We start from the raw sequence: 16,755 nt of genomic DNA on the forward strand, positions 1-16,755 counted from the left end.
ATCTGTAAACCACGTTTGAAGGGATTGTAAATATTCAGTAAATTATTGTGTGTTAATTGTAAATATGTCGAATCAGGAATGATTAAGGACAAAATGGGCAAAAAAAACACGCCTCGGTTTATCCGAAAACGTGTTTTGATTTCTTTTATTCATTTTCCTGGCTTTTTCTGACCTCTGCCTGATCTTTTTGGACGTCTTTTCCATTTTCCACTTTCAAATCAGTCGATTTTTCAGCATCTTTATTCGTTTCCTTCTTAGCCCGTTCTTTTTTCAGTTTGAAATACGTGTCCATGATATCTCTACCTATTTCTTTACTCATGTCATGACCCGTATGGCCCTGATATGCCCACGGTACGACGACTGCAAATGCAACCTCCGGATTTTTAGCAGGTGCATAGCCCACCATCGTGATGTTCATCGTATCTTGAGGCTCGCTGAACTTCGCCCGGTCCGGTCCGTCATAAAAGGCTTCAGCGGTCCCTGTTTTAGCAGCGACTGTATAAGGCTTATTACCGAAAAACCGATAAGCTGTTCCGCCTTGTTCCATTGATACCTTCTCGAAACCGCTCTGTACGCGCTTGATCCAGTCTTCCTTCATATCCAGGCGATTCATGACCGTCGGCGAAACATCTTCGGCCACAGGGCCTAAATCCTCGTTATTATCGACCGGATCACGGATTTCCTTGACCATATGCGGCTTCATGCGGTTTCCGCCATTGGCTATGGACGAAACATATTGCGCAAGCTGCATCGGTGTGTACGTATCATACTGCCCGATAGCAAGGTCAAGCAGCTTACCTGGAGATGTTTCCGAGCCTTTGAAACCGCTCATTTCATTTGGAAGGTCGATTCCCGTGCGAACACCCAAGCCAAATTGCGAAAATGAATTCCGCATCGTCGAAAAGGCGCTTGACCTGATATTCAACGGCTCATTCGGCACATAATGGGCACCCGCGATATTGATGGCCGTCCTGAACATATAAACGTTCGAGGAAACTTTCAAGGCCGTCAAATCGTTGATATTCCCGAAGTTACTGTATGATCCCTTTGCCTTTGTACCCTTGATCTTCAGTTTCGTATCATAAAAGACGGTACCCGGCTGGATCGCTCCTTGCTGGTATCCCGTCAGGACGGTGGCACCCTTCACGGCAGAACCCATCGTGTAAGAGGTCGTGATATTCCCTAAGGCAAAGTCCTCTATGCTCGATTTTCCCGTTTTCGAATCTTTTTCAATTTTCTTGCCCGCCATCGTCAAAACTTCCCCTGTGTCTGGATCCATCATCACGACGAATGCCCTATCGAGGAACTTCGTGTTACCCAATTTTTTCTTGGCGATCAATTGTTTCTCAATGATTTCTTCCGTAGCCAGCTGTAAATCCATATCAACTGTCAATATAAGATCTTTTCCACGCTGCCCTTCCGAAATCACTTCGGAGTCGACGACATTTCCCGACTTGTCAGTCACGTTTTTCACTTTGGCTTTCTGCCCCTGAAGGATATCTTCATATTGCAGCTCAATATAGCTCTTCCCTACACGGTCATTCCGGCTGTAGTCACGTGCCAGGTAGTAATTAAGGCTTTCACTCGGCAACCCTTCTTCGGAAGAGGAAACTTTTCCTAATACAGATTTAAGTGTCTTATTATACGTATAAAAACGATCCCAATCCGTCGATATATCCACTCCTGGGAGCGAATCGAGGTTTTCACTCACCCTGGCGAATTCTTCTTTTGTCACTTTCTTGTTTTTCACGATCTGCGGCGTAAGTGCATATCCGCTGGCAAACTCCCTATATATCGCGAGGGTTTCCAAGTCCTTGTCAGAAAGTTTTATTTCATCTTCTGTAATCCGGTCAAGCTGAAGCTTATACAAATCACTCTCTTTCAGCTCACCTTCTTCCACTTTCTTTCTCTCTTTACTGGTAACCTTTTTCTCTGCCAGCTTTGGATTATTCATTATCCAGAAATCCTTCTTATCGCGCTCAGTCACTTTATCCGTATCTTTTTCGATCAACTTCGCAAGTTTCTCGGCGGTTTCCACCATTTCTACTGGTTTCGTACCTTGCTTTCGTGTATATGTAATTGCATCCAGTGGTTGGTTATCGACCATCAATTTTAAATTCCGGTCATACATTTTCCCACGGGGCACCGAATTATTCACGGTCACTTCCTCTGTTCTTTCAATTTCACGCCGGTAATCGTCGCCATATACAATCTGCACAACACCTAAGCGTAAAATGAGAGCGGAAAACAAAACAAACACTAAAAAGAAAAGAATATTCAATCTGAAAGGCACATGCGTCTTTTTCTTTTTCTTTTTATTCACACTAAGCCACACATCCTTTTTTACATAGTCATAATGGTCCTTTACTATTCTATAGAACATTCTTATTTTTTTCTACCTTAGTGTTCTAGAAATATTAAACATCTGACCAACTTTCGACAAAATGTGACTTACGGCTCATACCTACAAAAACAGATATCCATTCATTGAAAAAGAGGCCTCTTTAGGCCCCTATTTCAATCATGGTCGTTGATATCGATCTTCCGCACAAACCAATATATCATCGTATGCCCTGCGCCGACGATCAGCAAATAAATCGGCAGGACTTGCTTGAGGTCAAAAAGCATGACGGACAAAATGAACCCCAAAATGGAGACAATCCTTCCAAAATGGACGAATAGCTCCCTGACGACAATATATTCAATCCTCATGTCGGCAGCCTTCCATGCCCGGCCTATGATGTCATAGGTCAAGGATATGTATGGGACCAACAGGATCGGATAAGCAGTCGCCACAATTGCCCCATAAATCAGGAGCTTCCCGAAGGTGACATCAAATGAAATCAGCAAGACCCCCGCATATAACAGAATTCCCCCTATAAGGATCGCTTTTTTTCGCATCGGTTGTTTTATATACCGAGAAGCGAGAAAATACGCAACGAATGCTATCGCGGAATTCAATAAACCATAGCTACCCAAGGCAAGTTCACTATCTGTCTGAATGTAAACGATGATCGAAATGATGAACATGAAAGTACCCTCTCGCAGCCCTTGAAAAAAATGGGCACGAGTGATCAAGAGCCAATTCCGATTGTTCTTACGCTCTTTCAATATCCTCAGGAAAAAGTATTTCCCATGAGCAGGGCGCCTTTTTAACGAAAAGCTAAGAAACACGGCAACGGAAAACAAAAGCAATGATAATCCGAATACAATGGAATACCCCGTGAATTTTTCAAGCCTCGAAATGATGAAACCTGAAAGAATCGGACCAATCATTCCACCAAGTGAAGATAAAATCCCAAGAAACCCATTGAAGAAGTCCCTCGTTTCCGGTTCGGTAATCTCGAAAGTCAATACATTAAAAGCCAGCCAATAAAACCCATACCCTATCCCAATCAATGCACCAAGAAGCCAAATGAAATCCGTGGCACTTGTCCCGACCAAAAGAACAGATAAATAAAACAGGGCCAAAAAGATAACACCCAGACGCAAAACAATGATACGATCCACTTTCTTCGCCAACCTGCCAGCAAAGACAAAAGTCACTGGTTGAAAAAGCACCACGGTTAGATTATATACGGCAATATCAACAATTTGACCGGATTGTTTCCACAAGTACACATTAACGAAGGTATTGGACAAAGCAATACTCAGGCTATAAAGTCCGCCAATAAACAAAAGCAGGTGCAGATCTTTCTTCCCTCCCGCTTCACCCAACCATCTCTCTAAAATACCCATTGTTTTAACTCTCCTTTAAATTCCACTCTAGTGTTTGAGAAAACAAGGGGATTTATGTAAAAAAAAGCAAAGAAAACTCTTCGATTGGAGAGACAAGGCGGAGACAGAAAAGTAGTTCGTAAAATCTGAGTATTTACTCGTGAATTGGAGCGTAATCATCGTGATTTCACAGTTTGCACACCCATAGTTGAGCGTAACTCACTAGTTTCGCTCTTTTACTCGCCAATTCAGCTCCTTTACTCGCCAATTCAGCTCTTTTACTCGCCAATTAGGGATTCAGTTAGGAGAAAAAGCAAAAAGACAGGATCCCGCCAAGGGAACCTGTCTTTTTTAAATTTCACTGCTTATTTAGCAGCGTTGTAACGTTTAGACACTTCATCCCAGTTTACAACATTCCAGAAGGAATTGATGTATTCAGGACGACGGTTTTGGTAGTTTAGGTAGTAAGCATGTTCCCAAACGTCCAATCCAAGAAGTGGCGTTTTGCCTTCAGATAATGGATTGTCTTGGTTCGGAGTGCTTGTTACTTCCAACTCTCCATTGTTGACGGCAAGCCAAGCCCAGCCAGATCCAAAGCGGGTGGTAGCCGCTTTTGCGAACTCTTCTTTAAAGCTGTCGAAGCTGCCGAATTTAGATGTGATTGCATCTGCTAATTCACCAGTTGGCTGTCCGCCACCGTTCGGTGAAAGGATTTCCCAGAATAATGTGTGGTTAGCGTGTCCGCCTCCATTGTTGCGAACTGCAGTGCGAGCCGCTTCAGGTACTGCATCCAGGTTAGCGACGATTTCTTCAACGCTTTTGCTTAGAAGCTCTTGGTTGCCTTCAAGGGCATTGTTCAAGTTCGTCACATATGTGTTGTGATGTTTAGTGTGGTGAATGTTCATTGTTTCTTTGTCGATGTGTGGTTCCAATGCATCATATGCGTACGGTAATTGCGGAAGTTCAAAAGCCATAATAAAATTCCTCCCTATGTAAGCTGTTTTTTTGAGGGCTTCAGTTCCCGAAGGATACTGAAGCTCGCTAGCATTAGAGTATCAAATTTTTGTAAACGTTTCAAACCTTATGCCTCGTTTTGCGATTTTATTTCCTATGAGAATACCACGAATAGAAAATAACCGATCATCAATAGTTGGATGATGCCTTTCGTGATCACACTGCTAATAAAACCAACTACAGATCCGAGTCCGATTTTAGATGCAGTAACCGGATCTTTTCTGTGAACGAGGATCTCTGCCAGAAAGGCACCGATGAAGGGCCCAATCAAGATTCCGACGAACGGGATCACGAACGGTCCAACCAAAAGTCCGATCGTACTGCCCCAAATGCCAGCTTTCGTACCTCCGTATTTTTTGACACCAACCATGTTTGCGATATAATCCGCCGCGAACAAAAGGATGACGAATAAAATTTGGACGGTCCAGAAGAACCAGCCAAACGGGGCAAAGGAATAAAACAGGCCATAAAGTACGATTCCGCCAAATATGAATAAAACGCTTGGTATGATTGGAAAAATCAGACCGACGAAGCCCATTATGAACATAAGGACAATAATTATCCAAAATAATGTATCCACAATCAAAACGCCCTTTCTCATTTCATTTATGTTTGCTCTATCTCTCCATAATTGCCTCTTTACTGTTAGTTGAAACCACTGGCTCCTCATACAGGTTGTTTTATTTTCCCCATATAGTTAAAATTGGTTAGGAATCTTAAAAAGATAGGTGCTGAAAAAATTGAACATATTCAAACAACTTTGGGTAAGCTTATATTCCCCTAAAGATATCGCTTCCTTTCAAAACCAAGGTATCGGCAAAACGATTTTATACGTATTCCTTGTAAGTCTCATTGCCTTTCTTCCCTCTGCCTTTTATTTCGGTACAATGATGGTTGATGGGATAAATGCCATGCACGAAACCGTTTCGGAAGACTTACCGGAATTCAAGATCCATAATGGCACATTGACGACAGAAAGTGATGAACCATTCAGCTTGAATAAAAATGGTTATCAAATATTCGTCGATGGAACCGGTACGCTGAACCCGGAAGATGTCGCTGAAAAAGCAGATGAGGCTGTAGCCCTGTTAAAAACGGACCTGGTTTTCGTATCTGGAGGCAACGTGCAATCCTCACCATATTCTCTTCTGGAAGGAGATAACCAGGAAATTTCGTCTTGGCTCGATTCCGTCGAATCCGTGCTGCCAATTATCCTACCGTTGCTGCTCCTTATATTATACCTGTTTACTGCCAGTGGAATCTTCATCAAAGTAACGATTCTTGCTGCCTTCGGTCTTCTATTCAAGAATGCTCTTGGCCGGACGCTTTCATATAGGCATCTTTGGAGAATTGGTGCATACAGCATAACGCTTTCGACCATTTTCTTCACCGTCATGGATTCGTTTCAAGCCACGGTGCCTTTTGCTTCATTCATCAGCTGGTTCGTCACATTGATGATGCTCTATTTATCCATTAAGGAAACCTCGGCCAACTCTCCCGTGGAGTGACCAAAAAACACAAAGATCAAGTCCCCTCGGGCTGAAGATCTTTGTGTTTTTTCCTTTTTTTCAGGTTCTTTCATCCGATTCCTTCCATATGACTGCAGTCATCATTTTTTATATCTCCTTAATTCGACAAAATACTCAGCAAGTATTCCCTATACTGATGATGTTAATTGAATTAGGTTATAAGAGGTGATAAACGTGAAGACAAGTTATCTTGATTTGCAGTGGTTGTCACTAATCATGGAGGCAAAAGAAATAGGTCTGACTCCGAAGGAAATCAGTGCCTTTCTTGACTCCTGCTCAAATAAACAGGATGCTACACAATTGAATAAAAATAATTGACCATTTTAGAGATGCCCATTTTTAGGCATAATTGCAGTCCCTTTCAAGTATATATAGTGTAAAGACAAGCTTGGGAGGGTGGAAAATTGAAAAGGCTATTGGTTTTTATTTCATTTTGCTTCACATTATTCATTATTTATTTCGATTTGACTACCGGCACTCTGCCGACTCCACATTCACCGGCTTCCACAGTTCAGCCAGCCATCCCGGCAAGTCAGCAGCAACCTGCCCCGACTGCAGTTTTTAAAGAAATTACCATGAAACCAGGAGATACCTTACTCTCCATCGTCGAAACGCAAAAATACGGGAACAATAAGCCGATCGAAACAATCATCTCTGATTTCCAAAGCTTGAATGAAGGTATAAAGCCTGAAAATATGCAGATCGGAAAAACATATAAGATTCCTGTTTATAAATAGACGGAAAACGGGAAGGGTTTTGCGTTTTCGAGAGTAACGAAAGACATCGGAAATATCGGGAAGTATGAATTCTTCCCACCGAAAAAAGATATTACGTCCTATTTCCTTGTCAAGAAGTAAGTACATTGATACAATATTTCAGAGAAGTAAATGAAAAATCAAAACTGATTTTTTCCTAAAGGAGAGAATTCCACTTGAGTGAAATCATACATCGCACCAAGACGCGGCCAATTAAAGTCGGAAACTTAACGATTGGCGGCAATAATGAAGTTATCGTACAAAGCATGACAACAACTAAAACACATGATGTCGAAGCAACTGTTGCAGAAATCCTTCGCCTTGAAGAAGCGGGATGTCAAGTCGTACGAGTTGCCTGTCCGGACGAAAGAGCGGCAGATGCAATTTCTGAAATAAAGAAACGGATAAACATTCCCCTTGTAGTCGATATTCATTTCGATTATAAGCTGGCATTGAAGGCAATTGAAGGCGGAGCGGATAAAATCAGGATCAACCCAGGAAATATCGGACGCCGCGAAAAGGTTGAAGCAGTCGTTAAAGCTGCGAAAGCAAAAGGCATTCCAATCCGGATCGGGGTCAATGCCGGTTCCCTTGAGAGGAAAATCCTTGATAAATACGGATACCCAACGGCAGATGGAATGGTCGAAAGTGCCCTGCACCATATCAAGATTCTCGAAGATCTCGACTTTCATGACATCATCGTGTCCATGAAGGCTTCTGATGTGAATTTAGCCATCGAAGCATATGAAAAAGCTTCGAAAGCATTCGATTACCCACTACATTTGGGAATCACTGAATCCGGTACTTTATTCTCCGGAACGGTAAAAAGCGCTGCCGGCCTAGGGGCGATCCTAAGCCAGGGCATCGGAAGCACGATGCGTGTTTCCCTTAGCGCGGACCCAGTCGAAGAGGTGAAGGTAGCACGGGAGCTCCTGAAAGTATTCGGACTTGCTTCCAACATGGCCACTTTGATCTCCTGCCCGACTTGCGGTCGCATCGAGATCGATTTAATCTCCATCGCCAATGAGGTCGAGGAGTACATCCAGACGATTAAAGCCCCAATCAAGGTATCTGTGCTCGGTTGCGCGGTAAACGGTCCTGGAGAGGCCCGTGAGGCTGATATCGGCATAGCCGGTGCCCGCGGTGAAGGCTTGCTGTTCAGAAAAGGGCAAATCGTACGTAAGGTACCTGAAGAAACGATGGTCGAGGAACTGAAGAAGGAAATTGACAAAATCGCTGAAGAGTATTATGAAAAACAAAGAGCGGAAGCTGCTGCATCGAATAAATAAAACAAAACCCCGATTTTTTATCGGGGTTTTTGTTTTACTCTAAAAGAACGGCAGGATGAATATGCCTACGATGATGGAAAGAGCACCTATGCCTATTGCCCATGTACCCATGTTCGATCCACGGCTGCGGGCCACGATCCCTACGATGATCCCTGCAATTCCCAAAAGGAAGGGCATCATGAATAGCGATAAAATGGAAATGATCAAGGCTGCAACACCAATGACTTTTCCTCTTGATGCCACGTCCCCAGAATCAACAGCCCCTGCTACAGACTCATCCTTATATGACCTGCTTCTTCGAGGCATGGTCGAAATCTCTGCCGACGTCTCTTCATGATACCGGTTATCCGCATTTGACACGGACCTTCGATTTTCATTACGCCGGTCATCTGCCGGTTGATCTTCATTATAATACCGCTCATGATGCGGGTCATCGACAATCGTTGGTTCAGTGCCTTCTTTGCTCAATCGTATTTCATCGTCAACACTGGAGTATTGATCTTTTTCCATTCGTGCATCCCTCACTTTCGTTTATAGGAGCAGTTATAGTATATGTAAAAGCTACGGAATCCACCGTGATAATGGTTTCTTGTCTTGGAAATAAATAAGCGATTTTACCAAAGCCGTGATTGTATATGTTACACTATTACAAGTACTTTTAGATGAGGAGAGATTCATCATGAAAAAACGTTTTGGCATCGACATAGACGGGACTGTCACAAGACCTGATTCGATGGTCCCCTTTTTAAATGAAGCTTTTCAGCTGAATTTAGCTTATGAAGACATTACCGAGTATGACTTATTCCCATTCGTCAATGTACCGAAGGAGGATTTCACCAAATGGTTCATCGAGACGGAGCCGCTCATATACACCGAATCTTCATTGGCTGAAGGAGCGAAGGATGTTCTCGAAAAATGGACAAAACAAGCCGACCTATATTTCATCAGTGCCAGAAGCAACCGGTTATTCGATGTGACGAAGGATTGGTTCACAACGAACGGAGTCCTCTATAATCATATAGAGCTTGTGGGCTCACACGATAAAGTGGCGGCAGCCAAGAAATTCGCGGTCGATCTCTTCCTAGAGGACAAGCACGATAATGCGGTGGCCATTTCTGAAGAATGCAAAATACCGGTGATTTTATTCAATACCCCATACAACCAAGACACTGTGCCTGAAAGCGTCATCCGGGTCAACAATTGGCAAGAGGCCTCTTCCTGGGTGACCAACTGGCTGGCAGAAAATCCTGTTGCCATCAAATGAAAAAAAACCATTGACTAAAAAGTCAATGGTTTTTTAGGCCTCTACAGATACACTGCATGCGGGACAGCGCCCGTATATTTCAAATTTATGTCCTGAAACATCGTAGTCCTTCAAGCTATCCTCCAGCTCCTGCATCGGGCACACTTCAATTTCTTTCGTTTTACCGCAATTCAAGCAGATGAAGTGATGATGATGGGAAGAATGGCCGCATGTGAAGCGGAAATGCTTTTCCCCTTCCAACTCGGTCGTTTCAAATATCCCCAATTCAACGAACAAAGAAAGGTTCCGGTAAATCGTATCAAAGCTCAATCCCGGATAATCCTGTTTCATATTCTCCAGCACATCTTTTGCGGTTAAATATTTATCGCTGGTCGAGAAAAGCTGAAGCATCTCTTCCCTCTTCCCAGTATGTTTAAAACCTTTATCTTTCATTAATTGCATGGCAGTAGAAACGTTCAAAACATCACCCCATCTATCGATTTTTCCACTTATCAAACAAAATTGACAAGATGAGAATTAGCACAGCGATTATTACAATGGTGCCGCCAGGAGCGAGATCAAGGTTGTATGATAAAAACAAACCACCTACAACTGAAACCTCACCGAATAAGATCGAAAACACGATCATTTGCTTAAAGCCCTTCGCAAAGCGGAGACTAGCCGCCACAGGAAGCGTCATGAGCGAAGATACCAGCAATATGCCAATGATTTTCATGGAAGCGGCGATCACCAAGGCTACCATCACGATAAAAATAAAATGTATGGCTTTATACGGAATTCCGGAAGCTTTGGCATGCTCTTCATCAAATGATAACAGAAATAATTCTTTATACAATAGGGTAAGGGTCAAGACGACGACTATCCCCACTGCCAAGATGACATACAAATCCGTCCGGCTGACTGCACTGACACTGCCGAATAAATATCCATATAAATCCGTGTTGAAGCCGTCTGCAATGGATATGAAAATGACGCTTAGGCCCATCCCGCCAGACATAATGATAGGAATTGCAAGCTCTTGGTAATGCTTGTATACCCCTCTTAATTTTTCAATGAATAATGAACCACCCACGGAAAAGGCCATCCCCATATAGAGCGGATTCAATCCAGCCAGTGAAAGAAAACTCTTCTGAAGCAATAAACTGAACGCTATGCCAGCAAGCGCTACATGACTGAGCGCATCAGAAATCATCGACATCCGCCTCACCACAACAAAAACGCCCACTAATGGCGCAATCGCTCCGATTATGATTCCCGTCAAGAATGCGTTCTGCAAAAATTCGAATTGCAATATCCCCGATATCATTCGGCTATCCCCCAAAACTTTTTAATGATCATGATTTAAAAATTGGACGCCATGCCCATAAATGGATGAAAGCTCGACTTCATCCAGCTCATTATATTCACAGGCATCTCCGTGAAAATGGAGCTTTTTATTCAGGCAGGCAACATGTGTGACTTTATCGGTCACTGTACCGACATCATGGGTTACCAAAATCAAGGTGATTCCCAACTTTTTGTTCAGCATCTCTAGCATTTCATAAAATTGATGGACATTCTTTGAATCGACTCCGACCGTGGGCTCATCCAAGATCAACAATTCCGGCTCACTGACCAGTGAGCGGGCAATGAATACCCTCTGTTGCTGCCCTCCGGACAATTCTCCGATATTGCGGTTCTGATATCCAAGCATGTCGACGGATTCCAGAGCCTTCTTCACCCTGCTCTTATCCTCTTTGCTTGCGAACTTGAATAAGCCGATTTTCTTGGTCAAGCCGCTCTGAACCACTTCAAATACGGTCGCAGGGAATCCAGAGTTGAAGGAATTCGCCTTTTGGGAAACGAACCCAACCCTTTGCCAAGCTTTAAAACGTCGTATGTCTTCCCCGAATAATTCAATTTTACCTTTTTGGAGCTTGAACAGTCCGAGGAGCAACTTTAATAATGTCGATTTTCCAGAGCCATTCGGACCGACGATCGCCAGGAATGCCCCCTTGGGAATTTCAAGCGAAACATGTTCAAGCACCAGATCTTTTGTATATTTGTAAGAAATATCTTCTATCTTGATTATCGGGTTTACTACATTATCCAAAGAGATCACCTATTTTTTTTAAGAATCATTACGATTAACAATCGTTAGTATAAAACAAAGACGGCCAGATGTAAAGAAACTGGACCTTTGGATCAACGCCCCTCCATCCCGAATCACCGAAATTCGTCAATTACCGTGAATCAAACGAAGTTTCATGTTCACATACGCCTTCCTCCTTCATATGTTTTAAAAAAGGAGGAGATCGTTTGAAATTATTCGAAATGATGGTCAATCATAAAATCAACAATATTCGGCCCGATGAACTGCTTTCCCTTGCCAAGCAGCATAAGGTTGCAATCACGCAAAAACAAGCACAGGATATCACTGCACTTCTAGCCGGTAAAAATATCAACATTTTTGATATACGCCAAAGGCAAAATGTATTGGGACAGATTACAAAGGTTGCCGGAGCAAATACAGCCAGGGAAATAGAATCTCTCTTCAACAATCTTACTTCCACCTTTTAAAAAGTACATTTGTTTAAATGAAAGGACGATTCATCTGTAGTGGATGAACCGTCCTTTTTCAAATTGGAATATTATTGGAATCGTATCTTCTCCAGTATATGTTCGTCAAATTGATTGTTCTTAAACATATCGATTTCAAATTTATATGGGGCCTTTTTGTCTTTCTTGTCTTCCCCAACATAAGGTGTTTCCAGTATTTTCGGAACGGCACTTAACTGTGGATGATGGACTATATCATTTAACGCCTTGAATCCGATATGACCGATCCCAATGTTTTCATGGCGATCCTTGCGCATGCCTCGTTCATTTTTGCTGTCATTGATGTGCAGTACCTTGATGCGTTCGACTCCGACCAATTTGTCGAATTCATTCAGGACGCCATCGAAATCTTCAATGATATTATACCCGGCATCATGGGTATGGCAAGTATCGAAGCATACCGATAATTTTTCATTGTGGGTAACACCGTCGATGATCATCGCCAGCTCCTCGAATGACCTGCCGCATTCAGACCCTTTTCCAGCCATCGTTTCAAGGGCAATCTGAACCTTATCGTCTGCTGTCAGCACTTCATTCAAGCCTTCGATGATCCGCTTGATCCCCAGTTCACTGCCTGCTCCGACGTGCGCACCTGGATGAAGGACGATTTGCCTGGCACCAAGCGCTTCTGTGCGATCGATTTCGCTCCGCAGGAAGCTGACACCTAGCTCGTATGTGGCTGGATTGGTCGTGTTCGCTATGTTAATGATATATGGAGCGTGGACGACGATGTCCGTTATGCCATTTTCCTCCATATGCAATCTTCCGGCCTCGATATTTAAATCCTCGATTTTTTTACGTCTTGTATTTTGAGGGGCCCCCGTATAGATCATGAATGTATTGGAGCCATATGAAACGGCTTCTTGACTCGCAGCAAGAAGCATGTTTTTCCCACTCATGGAAACATGCGATCCTATCTTCAGCATCTGATTACTCCCCTATTTCTTTCTCTGTAAACGACGTTCGCGTTTTTTGAAGTTTTCCACGTCACGCTGGATTTTCTTCTTGTAACCTGGTTTTACTTTCGTAGGCTTCTTAACATGCCTGCTCGCTTTAACATCGATATCAGATTTTTGTTTTTTACGGTTTTTCCGTTTATTGCGTTCTTCTATATCCACCCAATCCCCATTTTGGATATCGGCATCACGAAATTCGATGCCCATTTTTTCCAAACGGTTCAAAGAATCTTCATCTGATGTATCATAGATGGTTGTGGCAATGCCTGAATAGCCTGCACGAGCAGTCCTTCCCGTCCTATGGATGTAAAAATCGAGATCTGTTGGCAATTCATAGTTGATGATATGGCTGACACCTTCAATATCGATTCCACGGGAAGCCAAATCTGTCGCAACGATGAATTGATACTCAAGGTCATTGATTTGCTTCATCATTTTTTTACGCTCACGAGGCGTTAAATCCCCATGAATGCGGCCGACATTCAGACCCTTTTCAATCAAGGAATTGGCCACATGGTCCGCCATTTTCTTTGTGTTCGTGAATATGATCGCCAAATATGGATTATACCGAACGATGATATCATGAAGCAGCTGTTCTCTGTTACGGTGGCGAAGCGGTACCAAAACATGCTCGATCTTCGCAGCGGTCGCCTGCTTCGGATTCACCTGGACGTACTTCGGATTTTCCATATATTTATTTAAGAACGGCTTCAGTTTTTCTGGAATGGTTGCAGAGAAGACGAGCATTTGGATTTTTTCAGCCATACGCGACGCGAATATATCGACATCTTCAATGAACCCCATATCCAACATAAGGTCCGCTTCATCGACTACAAGCATTTTTGCCGTATATACTTGAAGTGCCTGAGCCGCGACAAGATCCTTGATCCTGCCTGGCGTTCCTATCACGACCTGTGGCTGTGTCTTCAACTTATCGATCATGCGCTGTTTATCCGTGCCACCGATAAAACAACGAACAGAAATCTGCTCATCTTCAGGGAAATGCTCAGCAATTTTCAAAGCTTCTTTGTAGATTTGGTTCGCTAACTCACGGGTTGGTGCGGAAATAATCGCTTGAACTTCATTTTTACCTGCATCAAGCCTATTCATAATCGGCAGCAAATAGGAATGTGTTTTTCCTGTACCTGTCTGCGACTGTCCAATTAAGCTACTTCCCTTTAAAAGCGACGGAAGCACGCGTTCCTGAATCTCCGTCGGCTTATCGAACCCTAAAGTACGAACCGCATCTAGAATGTAGCTTTTCAAATTAAATCGTTCAAATTGGTTTTGTTTCATCAAAAAACTCCTTTATCCTTGTCAGTCATTAGACATGTCCTGTTATTATAATAAATTATACACAAAAAGCGCAAGCGCCTTGGGCAGCTCGGGCAGGAAAATAGGGATGGACCCAGAAGGCGATCTTTGCCTTTTGCGGTCCATCTTCTTTTTCTCACCGAGCTAGGTGCTGGAGCTGGATTATACAAAAAGCGCAAGCGCCTTGGGCAGCTCGGGCAGGAAAATAGGGATGGACCCAGAAGGCGATCTTTGCCTTTTGCGGTCCATCTTCTTTTTCTCACCGAGCTAGGTGCTGGAGCTGGATTATACAAAAAGCGCAAGCGCTGAGGCTAGTTCTCTTAAAATGGACTCTTGCAAACGAAAAGCCCCTGTCCTGGTCATAGCGTATCCCCCGCAGACATGGAGCTAAAAGACTACCGTTACCATCTTACCTTCTTTACGGTAACTTCACAACAGCCCAGTCACTCTTTCCTCAAACCTTTTTTGCCGACTTGCATAATTTATAGAGAAGAATACACCTGCACATAAAATCAGAGGAGGTGAAACCTATGTTCCCAGATAGAAATCGTCAACCCGGACCCGGTTTTGGGCCGCCCCGTGGCAGGAGGATGCAGCAGCCTCCTGCACCATTCAGGCAGCCGACGCATATGCCTCAAGCTTTCCAGCCGATGCGGCGGCCTATTACCCCGAATGGACCACATGCTCAGCAAGGACCACAAGGTTTCCGGGCACCATTCGGCCAGCAGCAGCGGCAGGATATGCCACAAGCAAAGAAGGAAGGCCTGCTGTCGAAAATACTTGGCAAGTCCAAACAAAGGGGTGCTCCTCCGAACTTGTTCGCCCCAGCAGCTTCCAGTAACCAAAGTTCATCAAGAAGCAGCGCTGGAGGGATTTTGGAAACATTGAAAAATCCCGATTCCTTGAACAATATGTTAGCCAACACGCAAAAGGTGCTTCAGGCAGCCGAACAGTTCACCCCCATGGTGCAACAATACGGACCCGTGATTAAAAACCTGCCGTCCATGTGGAAGGTCTTCAGGAGCATATCATCAGCTGGCGATACAGAGAACCAGGAGACATCCGTTGATGCCGATCCTCATTCAGTGACACAAACGAACGTTGAGGAAACGGCGGAGCCAATTAAAAAGGAGAAACCACTGGATGCTGTGTCCACCACAAGGCTTCGTCCTGAAGGCAAACGGAAAAGATCATCCGGACCCAAGCTTTATATATGAATTCCAAAAAAAAATTTCCAGTAACTGATTTTAAAGAAATAGGATGTTTTGTAATATCATCTATGGTCTTATATAATAGAAAGGTATAAAAAGTGAGAGTTTCTTGCCTTTGAAGGAGGACACATAGATGAAAGTGATTAAAATTTCCCCGCGCGGCTATTGTTATGGTGTTGTCGATGCCATGGTCATCGCCCGAAATGCGGCTTTAGATAAAACATTGCCACGCCCCATCTACATTTTGGGCATGATTGTGCATAACAAGCATGTTACGGATGCATTTGAAGAAGAAGGCATCATCACATTGGACGGCAGCAACCGCAACGATATCATCGAGCAGGTGGACAGCGGAACCGTCATCTTCACTGCTCACGGCGTTTCCCCTGAAATCAGGAAGATCGCTAAAGAAAAAGGGCTGGTGACCCTTGATGCAACCTGCCCGGATGTTACGGCCACGCATGACTTGATCCGCGAAAAAGAAGCGGAAGGCTATCAGATCATCTATATCGGCAAAAAAGGCCATCCAGAGCCGGAGGGCGCAGTCGGAGTTGCTCCCGATGTCGTTCACCTCGTACAAAAAGATGAAGATGTCGAAGCCCTGACATTGAATAGTGATAAGATCATCGTGACCAACCAGACAACGATGAGCCAATGGGATGTTTTGGATATCATGGATAAGGTGAAGGAAAAATTCCCGCATGCCGAAGTTCATAAGGAAATTTGTCTAGCGACACAGGTGCGTCAAGAAGCCGTTGCCCAGCAAGCTGGCAAGGCTGATGTTTTGATCGTCGTCGGTGATCCGAAAAGCAATAACTCAAACCGCCTGGCACAAGTATCCGAGGAAATTGCCAGTACGACCGCTTATCGAATTGCCGATATTTCAGAGCTGAACCTTGAATGGCTGAAAGATGCCCAAACGGTTGCTGTCACTTCCGGGGCCTCAACACCGACCCCGATCACAAAAGAGGTCATCTCATTCCTGGAACAGTACGAACCAAATGATGAATTGACTTGGAATACCGAAAAGAAAACGCCGTTGCATAAAATTCTACCTAAGATTAAAGTAAAGAAATAAACAAAAAAGGCAGCCATAATGGCTGCTCTT

Annotated in this window: 18 protein-coding genes; 8 read left to right on the forward strand and 10 right to left on the reverse strand. The window is 43.7% G+C overall.

Going from position 1 to position 16,755, the window contains the following annotated elements; genetic code table 11:
• Positions 1–145: 145 nt before the first annotated feature.
• From ABE28_RS15255 to ABE28_RS15270, 4 genes are all read right to left on the reverse strand, one after another.
• Positions 146–2,323, reverse strand: a complete 2,178-nt coding sequence (locus tag ABE28_RS15255; protein ID WP_064463385.1) for a peptidoglycan D,D-transpeptidase FtsI family protein — start codon at positions 2,321–2,323, stop codon at positions 146–148.
• Positions 2,324–2,517: 194 nt separating this feature from the next.
• Positions 2,518–3,738 (reverse strand): MFS transporter, encoded by a 1,221-nt coding sequence (locus tag ABE28_RS15260; RefSeq protein WP_064463387.1) that lies wholly within the window; start codon positions 3,736–3,738, stop codon positions 2,518–2,520.
• A 344-nt stretch (positions 3,739–4,082) separates the two neighbouring features.
• The gene (locus ABE28_RS15265; protein WP_064463389.1) at positions 4,083–4,691 is read right to left on the reverse strand and encodes a superoxide dismutase; all 609 of its coding nucleotides are present in this window, start codon (positions 4,689–4,691) and stop codon (positions 4,083–4,085) included.
• A 134-nt stretch (positions 4,692–4,825) separates the two neighbouring features.
• The gene (locus ABE28_RS15270; protein WP_064463707.1) at positions 4,826–5,311 is read right to left on the reverse strand and encodes a DUF456 domain-containing protein; all 486 of its coding nucleotides are present in this window, start codon (positions 5,309–5,311) and stop codon (positions 4,826–4,828) included.
• Positions 5,312–5,471: 160 nt separating this feature from the next.
• On the opposite strand from ABE28_RS15270, the gene ABE28_RS15275 reads away from it, so the two are divergent.
• From ABE28_RS15275 to ispG, 4 genes are all read left to right on the forward strand, one after another.
• On the forward strand, positions 5,472–6,239 hold the full coding sequence (locus tag ABE28_RS15275) for a DUF1189 domain-containing protein (RefSeq protein ID WP_064463391.1): 768 nt from the start codon (positions 5,472–5,474) through the stop codon (positions 6,237–6,239).
• 195 nt (positions 6,240–6,434) lie between these two features.
• Positions 6,435–6,578: an anti-repressor SinI family protein gene (locus tag ABE28_RS24610; protein ID WP_083232102.1), complete on the forward strand. Its 144-nt coding sequence runs from the start codon at positions 6,435–6,437 to the stop codon at positions 6,576–6,578.
• Positions 6,579–6,664: 86 nt separating this feature from the next.
• On the forward strand, positions 6,665–6,997 hold the full coding sequence (locus ABE28_RS15280) for a LysM peptidoglycan-binding domain-containing protein (RefSeq protein WP_064463393.1): 333 nt from the start codon (positions 6,665–6,667) through the stop codon (positions 6,995–6,997).
• A gap of 203 nt (positions 6,998–7,200) precedes the next feature.
• Positions 7,201–8,304, forward strand: a complete 1,104-nt coding sequence (gene ispG, locus ABE28_RS15285) for a flavodoxin-dependent (E)-4-hydroxy-3-methylbut-2-enyl-diphosphate synthase (RefSeq protein ID WP_180320011.1) — start codon at positions 7,201–7,203, stop codon at positions 8,302–8,304.
• Between the two features lie 39 nt (positions 8,305–8,343).
• Here ispG and ABE28_RS25530 read toward each other — a convergent pair whose 3' ends face one another.
• On the reverse strand, positions 8,344–8,814 hold the full coding sequence (locus ABE28_RS25530) for a DUF308 domain-containing protein (protein ID WP_180319965.1): 471 nt from the start codon (positions 8,812–8,814) through the stop codon (positions 8,344–8,346).
• Positions 8,815–8,983: 169 nt separating this feature from the next.
• Between ABE28_RS25530 and ABE28_RS15295 the strand changes: the two genes are divergently transcribed.
• Positions 8,984–9,568 carry a 5' nucleotidase, NT5C type gene (locus ABE28_RS15295; protein WP_064463397.1) on the forward strand — a complete coding sequence of 195 codons (585 nt, stop codon included), beginning with the start codon at positions 8,984–8,986 and terminating at the stop codon, positions 9,566–9,568.
• A 33-nt stretch (positions 9,569–9,601) separates the two neighbouring features.
• Here the strand turns inward: ABE28_RS15295 and ABE28_RS15300 are convergent, their stop codons facing one another.
• From ABE28_RS15300 to ABE28_RS15310, 3 genes are read right to left on the reverse strand one after another with little or no spacing between them, the layout of a single operon-like run.
• Positions 9,602–10,027 (reverse strand): Fur family transcriptional regulator, encoded by a 426-nt coding sequence (locus ABE28_RS15300; RefSeq protein ID WP_064463399.1) that lies wholly within the window; start codon positions 10,025–10,027, stop codon positions 9,602–9,604.
• A 13-nt stretch (positions 10,028–10,040) separates the two neighbouring features.
• The gene (locus ABE28_RS15305) at positions 10,041–10,874 is read right to left on the reverse strand and encodes a metal ABC transporter permease (RefSeq protein WP_064463401.1); all 834 of its coding nucleotides are present in this window, start codon (positions 10,872–10,874) and stop codon (positions 10,041–10,043) included.
• A gap of 21 nt (positions 10,875–10,895) precedes the next feature.
• Complete coding sequence (locus tag ABE28_RS15310; protein WP_064463403.1) at positions 10,896–11,660, reverse strand: metal ABC transporter ATP-binding protein; 765 nt, start codon at positions 11,658–11,660, stop codon at positions 10,896–10,898.
• 206 nt (positions 11,661–11,866) lie between these two features.
• On the opposite strand from ABE28_RS15310, the gene ABE28_RS15315 reads away from it, so the two are divergent.
• Positions 11,867–12,127 carry a DUF2624 family protein gene (locus ABE28_RS15315; RefSeq protein ID WP_064463405.1) on the forward strand — a complete coding sequence of 87 codons (261 nt, stop codon included), beginning with the start codon at positions 11,867–11,869 and terminating at the stop codon, positions 12,125–12,127.
• A gap of 71 nt (positions 12,128–12,198) precedes the next feature.
• Here ABE28_RS15315 and ABE28_RS15320 read toward each other — a convergent pair whose 3' ends face one another.
• Together ABE28_RS15320 and ABE28_RS15325 are read right to left on the reverse strand one after the other, a co-directional pair.
• A complete protein-coding gene (locus tag ABE28_RS15320; RefSeq protein ID WP_064463408.1) occupies positions 12,199–13,092 on the reverse strand; it encodes a deoxyribonuclease IV in 894 nt (297 codons plus the stop codon).
• Positions 13,093–13,104: 12 nt separating this feature from the next.
• Positions 13,105–14,418, reverse strand: a complete 1,314-nt coding sequence (locus ABE28_RS15325) for a DEAD/DEAH box helicase (RefSeq protein WP_064463410.1) — start codon at positions 14,416–14,418, stop codon at positions 13,105–13,107.
• 548 nt (positions 14,419–14,966) lie between these two features.
• Between ABE28_RS15325 and vrrA the strand changes: the two genes are divergently transcribed.
• Positions 14,967–15,653: a VrrA/YqfQ family protein gene (gene vrrA / locus ABE28_RS15335; protein WP_064463414.1), complete on the forward strand. Its 687-nt coding sequence runs from the start codon at positions 14,967–14,969 to the stop codon at positions 15,651–15,653.
• Positions 15,654–15,780: 127 nt separating this feature from the next.
• On the forward strand, positions 15,781–16,725 hold the full coding sequence (locus ABE28_RS15340) for a 4-hydroxy-3-methylbut-2-enyl diphosphate reductase (RefSeq protein WP_064463416.1): 945 nt from the start codon (positions 15,781–15,783) through the stop codon (positions 16,723–16,725).
• The last annotated feature ends 30 nt before the right edge of the window (positions 16,726–16,755 follow it).

The organism is Peribacillus muralis, assembly GCF_001645685.2.
GTDB classification, from domain to species: Bacteria; Bacillota; Bacilli; order Bacillales; family DSM-1321; genus Peribacillus; species Peribacillus muralis_A.